A 14,257-nucleotide genomic window follows, 5' to 3' on the forward strand; every position below is an offset into this window, starting at 1 on the left:
TCCGATTTTGGAAGACGCCTTTCTTTTTTGGAAAAAATACTATTGAAAATGAATAGACTAAGAGTATGATAAAGATAATTGGTAATATATAGGTTTAATGAGAGTTACAAATGAGGGGGGAGCGTATGAAGAAGGATTTGGATAAGAAAATAGAAGCACTCGAAACGGCAATTGAAACAATTCAAGAAGCACTTGCTGAATTAAAAGTGAAGCAAAGGGAAATAGAAGTAGAAAACGCTCAGCAACATGTTAGTAAGAACAAGAAAGAATATATTGAAACGGTAATGGAGGAAAAGCCAAAAGAAGAAATAGTTAAGATAAAAGAGCCTTTGCAAGAACGTGAGGTAAAACAAGTAGATATATCTGCTTTTAAACCAGAGCCATTTAATATTATTAAGTTTTGTCAAACATGGTTACCGCGTGTATTTGTCGGTATTATGTTGCTTGGAGTGATCTGGTTATTTAAAGCAGGGGTAGATGCTGGCTTATTAACACCAGCGATACGAATTGTGTTTGGTATCGTATTATCTATCGGATTGTATTATATAGGAGATATTCAAATTAAAAGAGAGCGGCAGGCGTTAGGGTTAGTATTAGCTGGAGGAAGTATTACCGGGATTGTTCTAACAACGTTTGCAGCACATTATTTATATGGATTTATTCCGGCAAGTGTCGCGTTTCTCTGTAATATTGCATGGGTTATTTTAGGTATTTATTTAGCGAAAAGATATCAATCGGAATATCTCACTATTTTCGTAGCGGTCGGAGCGTTCTTCGTACCATTCTTGTTAAATAGTACGACTCCTAATCCTTATATTTTCTTTGGATATGAGACAGTATTAACACTTAGTTTATTATGGTATGCGTTGAAAAATCGTTATAAATACTTATATATGATTTCTTACGCTGTTGCTGCCATTGTCCTTTTCGTTTTCTTTGCTGTTATGTCAATGTTAGTAGAGAACTTGCAAATACAGTTAACGATTGTATATGGTTTGATTCATTTACTATTATTTTGGCATATGTTTACGGAGAGAAGTTTTATACTAGAACCACGTTTGGCAATATTTAGTGCGAATGCAGTGTTCTTTATACTAGCTATTTCAAAAATACCTGATTTTACAACATGGGGATTAATTATTAGTGCACTCGTGCATGCCGTTATGTTCGTATTTGAATATAGGAAAAATAGACATTCTACATTTACAAATCTCTTATTTGGTTTCGCAATGGGAGCATTTAGTTTAGCAATTTTATATGAGTATAGTTTAGTGAATGCAGCGATTGTACTATTGTTACAAGGTTTCCTCGGCATGGTCACTTCTATTAAAGTAAAACAACAGATAAAATTGTATGTTAGTGCGACGGTTTACGCAATTGGAATGATACAGACTATTTTTAGCCCGTTTGATCAATTTATTTCGGCAGGCTTTGTTGCTCATCTTATTTTAATAGGAACGTTCTATTATTGCATGAGAGAAGCGAAAGAAGTATTAGCGAGCTTCGGCAAATATATGTATTCTATAGTGCTCTATTGGTTTATGATAATTGTATTTATTACAATTACGAGAATCGGTGAAGTTTTATCTACAGATGGAAGCGTAATTAGTGTATCAGTATCGTTATTATGGATGGTATATGCATTATTTGCGGTTTGGTTTGGAAGAAATAGAAATATGAATGAAATATTATATGCTGGTTTAGTCGTTTTAGTCGTAACGGTAGGGAAGTTATTCTTACTTGACTTACCAGAGGTATCGATGATGATTAGGGCAGTGTTATTCTTAATCGTCGGTAGTATAGGTATCGTTATTTCAAGAATGTTTTTCTCGAAGGAAGAGAAGTGAGAAGAAGGCAATCCATGTATGGATTGCCTTTTTTATTATTTCTTATTAATTGTTACAGTTTCATTATATTTCGTTGTTGTATTTTGGCGTAGACGAAGCGTTGCTTGTCCAATTGTATTTGAATCAATCTGTACATTTACAACTTTCTCAGCAGAGCCTAAGCTGTTTGTTGTGAAAGAAAATGCACTACTATATCCAAAAGTAGATGGCCAAGTGCCGTTTGCATTTTGTACTTTAGCCACTTGTGTTCCACCAGTAGTGAAGATACCTAAAGAATAGTTGTTATAAGTTGTATTAGGTAGTAAGTTGTTTACTTGAATCTTCATTTGGAAAATTTCATTGTTTGGTAGAATGCTAGGGTGTGTAACGACGTAGTCGCTTGTTGTTACCGCACCGTTATAACCGTATGAACCTGGTTTAAAAGTATTTGTATTAAACCATTGATAACCTGCATTTGGTGCACTCCAAGGTTCAGGTTGTGGTTCTGTTGATAAGCTTGGCTGTTCAAATGTTTGTAGAGCTGTAGGTGAATCAAGTTGTAAACCATTTACTTGATCTAAACTTGTAAATGTCTCTTTATTTGATAACCAATTTACGATGTTTTCTAATAAGATAGCATCGTTTTCTTCTTTATAACCATCGTAAGTTTTCTTTGTTTGGCCAGAATCTTCACGAACGTACTTTGGCGTAGCATCTTCAACAGGAGAAGAGTCACCAATAAAGGCAGCTTTTCCAAGTCCTACTTTTGCAATTGCAGCATATGGGCCTTCTGCAATACCACCGCCATTATAAACGCCGCTATCAACAGCGTTATTCCATTTTGATGGATTTTCTGGAAGGTAAACAAGTCCTTTTGCTAGTTTTGGATTTGTAATTGCCAGAGTAGAACCAGCATGCATTGCTACAGACGAAACACCTTTTGTAATTCCGAAAGATTGTTCAGGCGATACAATTGTTTTCGCTGAAACATCACCAAGTGCATTGTAGCGGAAGCGAATACCGAAGTTGTCAGAGAGCCAATCAGAGCTTTCTACTCCTTGCATAGCTTGTGAATTTGTTTCTTCATTAGACATTCCTTTTGCTGGATTATCCCAAGCACCGCGTCTATATCCATTAAATACTTCAGAAGAGTCCCAGCGATTTTTATTACGATCTGCATTGTAATGATCAGCAATAAAGAAGATACTACCACCATTTTTTACATATTGTAACATAGCGTCCTGCTCAGATTTTTTGTAAGGAATATTAGCTTCTGGAACGATAAATACATTGTAATCTTTTAAATCTTCGTACGTAATAGGTGTTGATTTACGAAGTTCCTTTACGTGATATCCGTTTTTTGCAATGCCGTTTCCGAAGTCAGAAAAGCCGCCGTCAATAACCCAGTCAGCTGTCCCAGCAGTTTGACCGTGTGTATTATCAAATAATACTTTCTTCCCATTGTTTTGATTTACAACTTTTGCAGCAATTTCAGGAGCTGGGTCTACAGAGCTTTCGGCATAAGTAGACGGTATGAACGAAGTCCCTATACTTAGTGTAATTGCTGTTGCTAAAGAAAATGTAATCCATTTTTTATTCTTCATAGAAGAATCCCCCTAATAATAAATATATGTGCTTTAATAATGTAATTTATTTTTCTGTAAAAATAAAGACGGAAAACATAAAAAATATTAAAAGATTGTAAAAATACCGTGAATTATGTTGAGAAATATTTATATAGATATAAAAACATCCCTTCCAAGTAATAAGGAAGGGATGTTTTGCTTAACTAATTTTTGAGTTAGGTGTTTCATCAATCTTATGAAACCCTTTCATGTAATATACGATTGCTAAGCCGATAAGCCAAATTGGGCCAACAATCAATGCAATTCGTGTATCTTCTGAATACGCCATTATACCTAATACTAATATAAGGAAAACGAGTGAGAAATATGAGCTTAATGGGTATAAAGGCATTTTATACGATAACCTTTGTTTATTTTGAGTAGGCAAGCTTTTACGGAATTTAATTTGAGCAACTAATATAATGCCCCAAGTCCAAATTGCGCCGAAAGTTGAAATGCTAGTAAGCCATGTAAATACCTTTGCAGGTACGAGATAGTTTAATATAACACCAATGAGTAAAACGATAGCAGTTGCTACAATTCCTTGGCTTGGAATGCCATTTTTATTTAAACGACCAAATCTTTCAGGAGCTTTTTTCTGCTGAGCTAATGTATATAGCATACGGCCTGTACTAAATAAACCACCGTTACAAGAAGAAAGAGCTGCTGTTAATACGACAAAGTTAATAATACCTGCTGCTTTTGCGATACCAATTTGCTGGAATGTTAATACAAATGGACTGCCTTTCTCACCAAGTTCGTTCCATGGATAAATTGCCATCATAACGAATAATGCCCCAACGTAAAAGAGTAGAATTCTCCAAAATACGTTATCAATTGCCTTTGCGAGTGTTTTCTTCGGATTTTGAGCCTCACCAGCTGTAACACCGATTAATTCAACGCCTAAATAAGCGAATAGTACCATCTGCATGGAGAGTAGTAACCCAGAAAATCCATTTGGGAACCAGCCACCATGTGACCAAAGATTTGAAATACCAGTAGCGATACCACCGTTTCCGAATCCGAATAAAATAATACCAGCTCCGACTACTATCATACAGATAATTGTGACAATTTTAATGAGAGCAAACCAAAACTCAAGTTCTCCAAATACTTTTACCGATAAGAAGTTAAAAGCGCTCATTAATAATAGAGCAAGTAATGCCCAAGTCCAGCGCGGGATATCAGGGAACCAGTACTGCATGTAAATGCCAGCTGCTGTAATTTCAGCCATACAAGTAACAACCCATAAGAACCAGTAATTCCAACCAGTAATATAACCAGCGAGTGGTCCAATATAATCATATGCATATTTACTAAAAGAACCAGCAACAGGTTGTTCAATTGCCATTTCCCCAAGCGCTCGCATAATGAAAAAAATAACGAGACCGGCAATCATATAGCCTAGCAAAATAGAAGGACCTGCTAGTTTAATGGCGGAAGCGGATCCTAAAAATAGCCCAACGCCAATAGCTGAGCCCAGTGACATTAAAGTAATATGTCGTTCTTTTAAACCACGATTTAAAGTTCCAGATTTGTTTGTGTGCTGCATAAGAAGAATCCCCCTTGTAGAGTGAACGATATTTGAATGCATTTACTAAATATTTAACTATTTCAAATTATAAAACATTTCTATCTGTTATGCTACAAAAATAATCATAATGAACTGTACTACATCTGTACTTGTCAGACTTAAACTTAAAATTCGAACTATTAGGGAATATATTGACTCTTCTTTTTATTGATTGTTAAGATTAAGTATTATATTTTCTCACATACTAGTAAGAAAAAGAATGTGTGATAATAATTCAGGTGTAGGAAGGGTACATAAGCATGTTTCAATTACAAAAATATAACACTTCTGTGAAGCAAGAGTTTTTAGCTGGCATCACAACTTTTTTTACATTTGCGTATATTCTTGTCATCAATCCAAAAATATTATCTGATGCAGGTGTACCATTTGACCAAGCGTTTACAGCAACAATTATTGCAACCGTTGTTGGAACAGTAGGTATGGCGATTTTCGCGAATTACCCGATTGTTATTGCTCCAGCTATGGGAATGAATGCATATTTTGCTTATTCTGTTGTACAGAAGGCAGAAGGGATTACATATGTAGTTGCCTTTTCAGCTGTATTTGTAACGGGGATTATTTTTCTTTTATTAACTTTTACTTCGTTTAGGCAAAAGTTAATTTTAGCAATTCCTGATAGTTTAAAGCATGCAATTGCAGGTGGAATTGGACTATTTATTGCTTTTATTGGATTGCGCCTTTCTGGAATTATCGTGGATCATCCGTCTAATTTAGTTACGATTGGTGATTTTCATTCTCCAGCTGTTATTTTAACTTTAATTGGTTTAATATTAGCGGCGGTATTAATGACATTGCGTGTGAGCGGTGCATTATTTATTAGTATGATTGTGACAGGAATTATTGCCTTCTTTACAGGGCAATTGAAGTTTGCTGATAAAATTATGGCGATGCCTCATTTACCAGAGGGTATCATCGTTTCAAACCCAATCAATGCCTTTTCAGATGTAATTGAATACGGATTATACGGCGTTGTATTTTCATTTTTACTTGTACTTTTATTCGATACAACAGGTGCATTACTCGGTTTAATTAAACAAGCAGGTTTAATTACAGACAATACAGAGAAGCGTTTTGGTAAAGCGTTTATTGCAGATGCAATTGGCGGGACTACAGGTTCTATCTTTGGAACAAGCCCAACAGCAGCGACGATTGAATCATCAGCAGGTATTGCTGCAGGTGGTAAAACTGGATTAACAGGGATTGTAGTTGTTGGTCTAACAATTATAACGGCATTTTTTAGTCCTGTTATTGCTTCTTTATCAAGTGTAGCCGCTATTACAGCTCCTTCATTAATTATAGTAGGTAGTTTAATGGCACAAAGCATTCGAGATATTAATTGGAATGAATTTGAAGATGCGTTACCAGCATTTTTAATTTTTATAGGTATTCCGTTAACATCTAGTATTGCAAATGGAATCGCAATTGGATTTTTAGTATATCCAGTCTTGAAAATTGTGAAGGGTAAAGGGATGGAAGTACATCCATTACTATACTTATTTGCATTCTTATTTGGATGTCATTTATTCTTATAATATAAATATAGGAGAGGGCCTTCTTATGGGAGGCTCCCTTTTTGTGTATAATAAAGTGAAACTATGGGCAGTAGGGGATATCCTCACTGTGTATTAGCCCGCACCAATCGGGATAAGATGAAAACTTAATTGGTTTCGTAAAATATAAATTACTTAATGGAATATATATGTTACAATATAGATAGAGGAGGAACATGAATGGCTGTAAGTAAAATAAAAGTCGCACGTGTTCAGTTAGATTTAACACAGCAACAATTAGCAGAAAAAGTAGGCGTTACAAGGCAAACGATTAGTTTAATTGAGAAGGGGAAATACAATCCATCTTTAGATTTATGTTTAAAAATTTGTTATGCAGTAGATAAAACGTTGAATGATTTATTTTGGGAGGAAAAGGAGTGGTAGGATGAAAATCGTGAAAGATGAACGTTTAATGATTGAAGGGTTAAAACATATTAGATTAGCTTTCATCTTACAAAACATCGTCATACTAGCTATCGTCTTTTACCGCTATGTCTTGCAAGGGGCAGGATATGAAAGTGTTTCGGATTTATTAATGGTATTTATGGGCGGGATAATAATTATTAACTTTTTAAATCTGAAAAATTCAGTGGAAGTGTATGAGCATACGGGCGGAGTGTCGCGTCGTTATTTTATGAAGCTATTATTTATTCCGGTGGGTATTATTATTGGGATTTTAGCTATTTGTATCGTTGTAACACCAGATATTTCGATAAAGGAAATTAGTATGACAGGACTTATTATGTTTGCTTGTTTTTTAGTTCCTTGTTTGTTTATATACATATATATGAAAAAAATAAAAAGAGAAGATTGAAATATAAGAAAGGCTTTCCCGTATTGAGGAAAGCTTTTCTTATATCTTTTTATACAAAACTTTATGAAGGCCAATTGGCTCAATTTCAAAAATTTCACCATGTTCCTGAAAGCCTAAGCGCTTGTAATAGTCAGCTACAGTAATTCGGCCATTACACCATAACATATTTGCTTGACGCTCTTGTAAGATTTGTTTTGCATTCTGAATTAAGGAGCTTCCAGCGTGGTTGTTTCGAAACTCAGGTAATGTGGCCATTCCTCGTAGACGATAATGAATACCGGCTGGTAGGTCAGGATATATTTCTTTTGAGAAGGAAGCGATACTAATTAGTTCATCGTTTATAAATGCGCCTAAGTGGAAGGTGTCTGTTTCATAATCGGAAGGATATTTACAATCTGCTAATGTTTGATTGGGGCGTAAAATTTTTTGACGTAATACGTAAGTTTCGGATCCCTCAATATTTTTCACGATAATCATATTAACATCCTTTCTTATAAGGCTTTTTCTGTTAATTGTATAAAGAAATAAGCAGGTGCGGCGAGAAGTCCGAGTATGCTAGCAGTTCCGAGAAGGAGTGAAAGTAGGAGGCAAGAATATTTTATTCCATTCGATTTTTTCCATCCGTAACTACAAATCTCAATACTAACACCGATGAGAATAATGGCAACGAGTATTTCTGCTAATAATAAAAGAGCTAAAGTTACAATAGACATAATGTGATCCATCCTCATAATATGTGATAGTAACATTTTACCATATGAAGTTAAAAAAATGCCCCTCAATTATGTGAGGGGCATTTTTTTACTCTAATATGTTTTTTAGTGTATCGATATGTTCTTTTGAACCTGTTACAAGTAATGTGTCACCGTGTTGTAGTCTTGTATCACCATGTGGTATTAATGCTTTGTTACCGCGGTAGATTTGAATGACAAGTACATCACCTAAAAACGGGAGGCGGCGAAGCGCAACGCCGTTATATTTATTGCTGCGCAGTTCAACTTCACGTACTGTTTCGTTTGCTGTTGTAATTAAGCGAACGAGACTAGGTTTATCAATAAGTGCACGTAATAAAATACGTGTAGAGTTAATTGTTGAGAATACAGCGATATGTTCTTGCGTTGCTTTTTCTTGTAGAAGTGGATCTTCTACACTTGCAATAACATGTTCAACACCTAGCTCTTTTGCATGTTCTGCCAATAATAAGTTTTGTTCATCATCGCTTGTTGCAACAACGACGCGATCTGCATCAAATGCTGTTTGTTCAGTTAATGATGCGATTGTGATGTCATCTAATTTCACGATAGGGAAGTCATGTGATTTCGCTTCTTCATCATTTATTTTGTTTTGACGCATCATATATAGCGTTACGTCATAATCTTCTCGTTTTAAATCTAGTGATAACGGAAGGGTAATTCTGCTCGCGCCAATAATAGCTACTTTTGGTTTTGGTGTTTCTACTTTTGGGAACATTTTTTTAAACAATATAGGTGCAAAAATACAAGTAATAACTGCGCTTAAAATAAGAGAGGCAGATAAACTTGGACTGATGATCTCCAGTTTTTCACCAATTTGTGCAGCCGCAATAACTAGAGAAAGTGTCGATGTTAATAAGATTGCACTTCCAAGTACGATATTACGTGGATACCATTTTCTTAAGACGAGTGATGGTAAGAGTTTCGAAATAAAGAGTCCTACAATTAAGATTGGAATCATGAGCATGCTAGAAGGTTCTTTGAAAATAGACCACACCTCTAGATTTACACCAACCATTACGAAGAAAATAGGGATGAAGAAACCATAGCCGATAGAATCAAGTTTTTCCACCATATCTTCATTTGGTGATAATAACGATACAAGTACACCTGCTAAGAAGGCGCCTAAAATATTTTCTGCTCCAACAGATTCCGATAACCCAACTAAGATTAAAATGAGTGCAAAAACAGCTCGTGTATCAATTTGTACACTACCAGCTTTTAAACTATCTAAGTATGGAATGTTTTTAAAGCGTTTTGCAATAAAGTAAATGACAATACCGGCACCGAATAGAATAAGTAAGAGCCACATACTCTGACCGCTTTCGGAATTTAATCCGACAAAAACAGCGAGTAAAATCATTGTAACTAAGTCTGCAATAACAGCAACTAATAAAATGATTTGTCCGATTGCAGTTTTTCCTAGGTTGTTCTCTTTTAATGTTGGTACAACAACACCTAAAGAAATAGTTGAAATAATTAAAGTCATGAACATTGCATTATCTACGAATCCTAGCCATACGAATAGTAATGATAGGGCATAAGACAAGATGAAAATAAATAAGAAGATAATGCTTGCTGCTTGAAATGTATTTGGCTCGTTTGTCGTATTCTTTTTCCCTTTTTGTTTAAAGATAGAAAAATCAATTTCTAAACCGCTTAAGAACATAAGGAAGATAAATCCTAATGTTGATAAAACTTGAAGCCATATATCTGGCTCAATAATATTAAACCCACTTTTACCTACAAAGATTCCTGCAATAATTTCTGCAACGACCACAGGAAGTGCTTTTAATTTAAAGCGTTGTAACAAAAGGGGAACGAAAAACGCGATTGCAACGACAACCATAAGTGATAGAACAGAAGTATGATGTTCCATTGCGTTCTCTCCCTTCAAATAAATATAGTACCTATTTAGCCATATAATAGGTAGAAAAGCAACGCATATGGATTCGATTTCATAAAGAAAGACTTTTCTTAACATTTGTCATAATAAGTATATTTTTCATGATTATGCTGTTAATTCCGTAATGTGGATGTAATAGGGGGGATAAAAAAAGACTGCTGAGGAATCTCAGCAGTCTTTTTCATGTACATTACATTGAGAAGAAGATCCATACAGTTAAACCAACTGTTGCAGTTGCAACGAAGAAACTGTATATCATTGTAAGAATTTGAACTCTTCCTTCTCCTTCTTTTAAATGCATGAACATAATTAATTGTAACAACGCTTGCGCAACAGCCATTATGATAATAGTTGTTAGGACTGTTGAAAGTGGCAATGTTGTGTAAAGTGCCACGTATAACGCTAGGAACGTTAATGCAAGCGATAAAATAAATCCGAAAACGTGTGACCAAGGGAATCCGCTATGCGCATGTCCGTTTGCTTGGTTGTTATTTTGACCCATTTACGCCACCATCCCGTTCAAGTAAACTAGTGTGTAAATAAAGACCCAAACAAGATCGAGGAAATGCCAGTATAAGCTGATAATGAATACTTTACGAGCTGTAACTGGTGTTAAACCTCGTTTTAAAATTTGGATAATAACACAAATTGCCCAAATGATACCGCCTGTTACGTGGGCTCCATGCGTTCCAAGAAGAACGAAGAATCCAGATAAGAAGGCACTTGTTTGAATTGTTGCACCTTCACCAATATACATAATGAATTCTTCAATCTCGAAGAATAGGAAACCTGCACCTAAAAGTAATGTAAGGACGAACCATCCAAGCATCGCTTTTTGGTTGTGCTTACGCATTTCGTGAATTACGATACCACATGTGAAACTACTTGTTAAAAGTAGTAATGTTTGAATTAAAAGCGTTTTAAGTTCAAACAGTTGCGCTGGTGTTGGGCCATCTGCCGTACGACCAGCAAGGACTAGATAAGAGGCGAAAAGTGTTGCGAACAGCATAATTTCAGCCCCAAGAAAAATCCAGAATCCTAGGATATTCAATCTGCTTTGTTCGGATTGATATTCCAAAGGTAAGCTTTTATCTAAAGCCGCCATGTCATTTCACCTCTCATGCTATATGTTCTGTTTTTTTAATTTCATCAACACTGATATAGTAACCTTCATCATAATCGAATGAACGATAGATTAAGCAAGCTAAAATACCAACTCCACCGATTGCTGCAAGCCAGAACCAGCTAAATACTAATGCGAAACCTGCAAGACCGAAGAATCCAGATGCAATAATAGGCACACCAGAGTTACTTGGCATGTGAATTGGTTTGATATCTTCTGCTGCTGGTGTAACTATTTCTCCGCGTTTTTTCATGTACCAGAAAGCATCAGCTTCTTTAATTTCAGGAAGCTTCGCGAAGTTGTAATGTTGTACAGGAGAGTGAGTTGCCCATTCAAGTGTACGACCATCCCATGGATCTCCAGTTGTGTCACGTTCACCGTGACGTGCACTCCAAATTACGTTGTAGCAAAGAAGTAGGAAGCCGATACCCATCATTACCGCACCAACAGATGCGATTTGGTTTAGCCATCCCCATCCAAGACTTTCAGAGTAAGTGTACATACGACGAGTCATACCGTCTAAACCTAAGAAGTACATTGGGAAGAAACAGATGTTGAATCCGCTCATAAAGATCCAGAATGTCCATTTACCTAGGCGTTCATTTAACATATGACCAGTCATTTTTGGATACCAGAATGTGAATCCAGCAAGCATAGCGAATACTGTACCTGCGATTAATACGTAGTGGAAGTGAGCGATTAGGAAGTAGCTGTTATGGTATTGATAATCAGCTGCTGCCATTCCAAGCATAACCCCTGTAACCCCACCGACTACGAAGTTTGGAATAAATGCCAATGACCAAAGCATTGGAACTGTAAAACGAATACGTCCTTTATACAGTGTAAACAACCAGTTAAAGATCTTAACCCCGGTTGGAATCGAAATCGCCATTGTCGAAATCGAGAAGAATGAGTTAACCGCTGGACCTGCACCCATCGTGAAGAAGTGGTGAAGCCATACGACGAAACTTAGTAAAGAAATTGCAACCATTGAGTATACCATCGCACTGTAACCGAATAGACGCTTACGTGAGAATGTACTAATGATTTCAGAGAAAATACCGAATGCCGGTAAAATAACGATATATACTTCAGGGTGACCCCATACCCAGAACAGGTTGGCCCATAACATCGGCATACCGCCGCTCGCCATCGTAAAGAAGTGAGCATCGAATAGACGGTCAAATGTCATTAATGCAAGAGCAACTGTTAATACTGGGAAAGCGAAAATAATGATAATTGTTGTAATTAAGATTGACCAAGTAAACATTGGCATTCTCATTAAAGTCATACCAGGTGTACGCATTTTTAAGATAGTAACAAGGAAGTTAATACCGGTCATTAGCGTACCGAGACCTGAAATCTGTAATGCAATTGCGTAGTAGTTATTTCCTACGCCTGAAGTAAACTCTGTACCTGCCATTGGGAAGTAAGAAGTCCACCCAGCGTCTGGAGAACCACCGATTACGAAAGCGATGTTGAATAACATTGCTCCGACAAAGAATAACCAGAAACTTAAAGCATTTAAGAACGGATATGCAACGTCACGAGCACCAATTTGTAATGGTACTACAAGGTTCATTAATCCCATAACGAATGGCATTGCCATGAAAAGAATCATTACTGTACCATGTGTTGTAAAAATCCCGTTATAGTGTTCAGCGTTTAAATAAGTTGTTTCTGGGAATGTTAATTGTGCACGGATCATTAAACCATCCATACCACCACGGAATAACATGATAACCGCAGAAATAATATACATAGCTCCGATTTTTTTATGGTCAACAGTTGTTAACCATTCGTCCCAAAGCCATTTCCATTTTTTATACTTTGTTAGTACGAAAATGATTGCTAATGTCACAAGAACGATAGAAGCGTCTGCACCGTAAATAATCGGGTCACCTGTGACAAAGAATTCATCAAGCTTCACTGTGTTCACTCCAATCTGTTGGAATAATAGCTATTATTTTTTGTTTTTGTAGTAGTTGTAATCACAATATTCAAGTGATTTTGGATCTACATAACTTAAGTGGTGACTAGAGAATGTCATACGACCAACTACACCAGGTTTAACAATTTCGTTGTACTTAGCTTCTGTTAGTTTAGGAGCAGTTTCTTGTACTTCTTTAACCCACTTGTCATATTTCTCTTTAGTTTTTGCTTCAACTTCGAACTCCATGTGTGTGAATCCTTCACCAGAGAAGTTCGCACTACGGCCTAGGTAAGAACCTGGCTTATCAGCTTGTAAATAAAGATCCATAATCATGCCATCCATTGTGTACTTCATACCACCAAGTTCTGGTACCCAGAAAGCATTCATTGGGCCGACAGAAGTCAGTTTGAATTGAATTGGTACACCAGCTGGGATGTTTAAATAGTTAACGGTTTCAATTTTTTCCTCTGGGTAACTGAATAACCATTTCCAGTTTGCAGATGTAACATAAATTTCAACTGGTTTAATATGTTCGGACTCTTTCGGAACCTCTTCCGAAGCATAAGTTGCTTTTACTGTTGGAATCGATAATGCGATAACGATAATAACAGGAACAAGCGTCCAAATAATTTCTAGTAATGTGTTACCGTGTTGTTCAGGTGGCTCATAGTCCATATTCTCTGGTTTTTCACGATAACGAATCAAGATGACTGTAAACAGAATGAATACAATTGCGATAATTAATGACATAAGCAAGAATGACCAAACAATTAAATCATACTGTGCTTTTGCAACAGGTCCTTGCGGATTTAATACTGCGAGTTTTTTATCACAGCCACCGAGGAACAGAAGTAATGATAACGGAAGAAGTGAAGCCAACTTCCAAAACGCTTTCTTTAGTTGCACGATTGAAAATCTCCTTTCTCCTTGGATTGAAACTATGCCAATAAAACAATATAAACCTATTAATTTATAGAAGGCAATAGTTTTTGATATATTGTTAAAAAATAGACACAAATGCACACTTTTTAAGGTGAATATCATTTGTAACTTGATTACATTGTAAACTATTTTCCAGAGAAAAACGTGATTGTGAAAATTTTAAGATAAATAAAGTTATACCAGGATATCCAA

Annotated in this window: 13 protein-coding genes; 4 read left to right on the forward strand and 9 right to left on the reverse strand. The window is 36.1% G+C overall.

Going from position 1 to position 14,257, the window contains the following annotated elements:
- Nucleotides 1–125 precede the first annotated feature (125 nt).
- Nucleotides 126–1,847, forward strand: a complete 1,722-nt coding sequence (locus tag NST86_RS03470) for a DUF2339 domain-containing protein (protein ID WP_000710925.1) — start codon at nt 126–128, stop codon at nt 1,845–1,847.
- Nucleotides 1,848–1,882: 35 nt separating this feature from the next.
- Here the strand turns inward: NST86_RS03470 and NST86_RS03475 are convergent, their stop codons facing one another.
- Nucleotides 1,883–3,430, reverse strand: a complete 1,548-nt coding sequence (locus NST86_RS03475) for a hypothetical protein (protein WP_000791510.1) — start codon at nt 3,428–3,430, stop codon at nt 1,883–1,885.
- A gap of 181 nt (nt 3,431–3,611) precedes the next feature.
- Nucleotides 3,612–5,003: an amino acid permease gene (locus NST86_RS03480; RefSeq protein ID WP_001164898.1), complete on the reverse strand. Its 1,392-nt coding sequence runs from the start codon at nt 5,001–5,003 to the stop codon at nt 3,612–3,614.
- Between the two features lie 281 nt (nt 5,004–5,284).
- Between NST86_RS03480 and NST86_RS03485 the strand changes: the two genes are divergently transcribed.
- The 3 genes from NST86_RS03485 (at nt 5,285) to NST86_RS03495 (ending at nt 7,409) form a co-directional block, all read left to right on the forward strand.
- On the forward strand, nt 5,285–6,577 hold the full coding sequence (locus tag NST86_RS03485; RefSeq protein ID WP_061664115.1) for an NCS2 family permease: 1,293 nt from the start codon (nt 5,285–5,287) through the stop codon (nt 6,575–6,577).
- A gap of 198 nt (nt 6,578–6,775) precedes the next feature.
- Nucleotides 6,776–6,979 carry a helix-turn-helix transcriptional regulator gene (locus tag NST86_RS03490; RefSeq protein ID WP_000301183.1) on the forward strand — a complete coding sequence of 68 codons (204 nt, stop codon included), beginning with the start codon at nt 6,776–6,778 and terminating at the stop codon, nt 6,977–6,979.
- A gap of 1 nt (nt 6,980) precedes the next feature.
- On the forward strand, nt 6,981–7,409 hold the full coding sequence (locus NST86_RS03495) for a hypothetical protein (RefSeq protein ID WP_016117178.1): 429 nt from the start codon (nt 6,981–6,983) through the stop codon (nt 7,407–7,409).
- Between the two features lie 39 nt (nt 7,410–7,448).
- Here the strand turns inward: NST86_RS03495 and NST86_RS03500 are convergent, their stop codons facing one another.
- The 7 genes from NST86_RS03500 to NST86_RS03530 form a co-directional block, all read right to left on the reverse strand.
- The gene (locus NST86_RS03500) at nt 7,449–7,886 is read right to left on the reverse strand and encodes a GNAT family N-acetyltransferase (protein ID WP_000587683.1); all 438 of its coding nucleotides are present in this window, start codon (nt 7,884–7,886) and stop codon (nt 7,449–7,451) included.
- A 14-nt stretch (nt 7,887–7,900) separates the two neighbouring features.
- Nucleotides 7,901–8,158 carry a DUF4022 family protein gene (locus NST86_RS03505; protein WP_044129536.1) on the reverse strand — a complete coding sequence of 86 codons (258 nt, stop codon included), beginning with the start codon at nt 8,156–8,158 and terminating at the stop codon, nt 7,901–7,903.
- 52 nt (nt 8,159–8,210) lie between these two features.
- Nucleotides 8,211–10,040, reverse strand: a complete 1,830-nt coding sequence (locus tag NST86_RS03510) for a monovalent cation:proton antiporter family protein (protein ID WP_000399960.1) — start codon at nt 10,038–10,040, stop codon at nt 8,211–8,213.
- Between the two features lie 217 nt (nt 10,041–10,257).
- Entirely contained in the window at nt 10,258–10,569 is a 312-nt protein-coding gene (qoxD, locus tag NST86_RS03515) for a cytochrome aa3 quinol oxidase subunit IV (RefSeq protein WP_000531386.1), read from the reverse strand.
- Nucleotides 10,570–11,172 (reverse strand): cytochrome aa3 quinol oxidase subunit III, encoded by a 603-nt coding sequence (gene qoxC, locus NST86_RS03520; RefSeq protein ID WP_000729317.1) that lies wholly within the window; start codon nt 11,170–11,172, stop codon nt 10,570–10,572.
- Between the two features lie 13 nt (nt 11,173–11,185).
- Nucleotides 11,186–13,120 carry a cytochrome aa3 quinol oxidase subunit I gene (gene qoxB / locus NST86_RS03525; protein WP_140159031.1) on the reverse strand — a complete coding sequence of 645 codons (1,935 nt, stop codon included), beginning with the start codon at nt 13,118–13,120 and terminating at the stop codon, nt 11,186–11,188.
- Nucleotides 13,121–13,153: 33 nt separating this feature from the next.
- Nucleotides 13,154–14,029: a cytochrome aa3 quinol oxidase subunit II gene (locus tag NST86_RS03530; RefSeq protein WP_001176162.1), complete on the reverse strand. Its 876-nt coding sequence runs from the start codon at nt 14,027–14,029 to the stop codon at nt 13,154–13,156.
- Between the last annotated feature and the right edge of the window lie 228 nt (nt 14,030–14,257).

It is taken from the genome of Bacillus sp. FSL L8-0199, assembly GCF_038005705.1.
Classification (GTDB): domain Bacteria; phylum Bacillota; class Bacilli; order Bacillales; family Bacillaceae_G; genus Bacillus_A; species Bacillus_A cereus.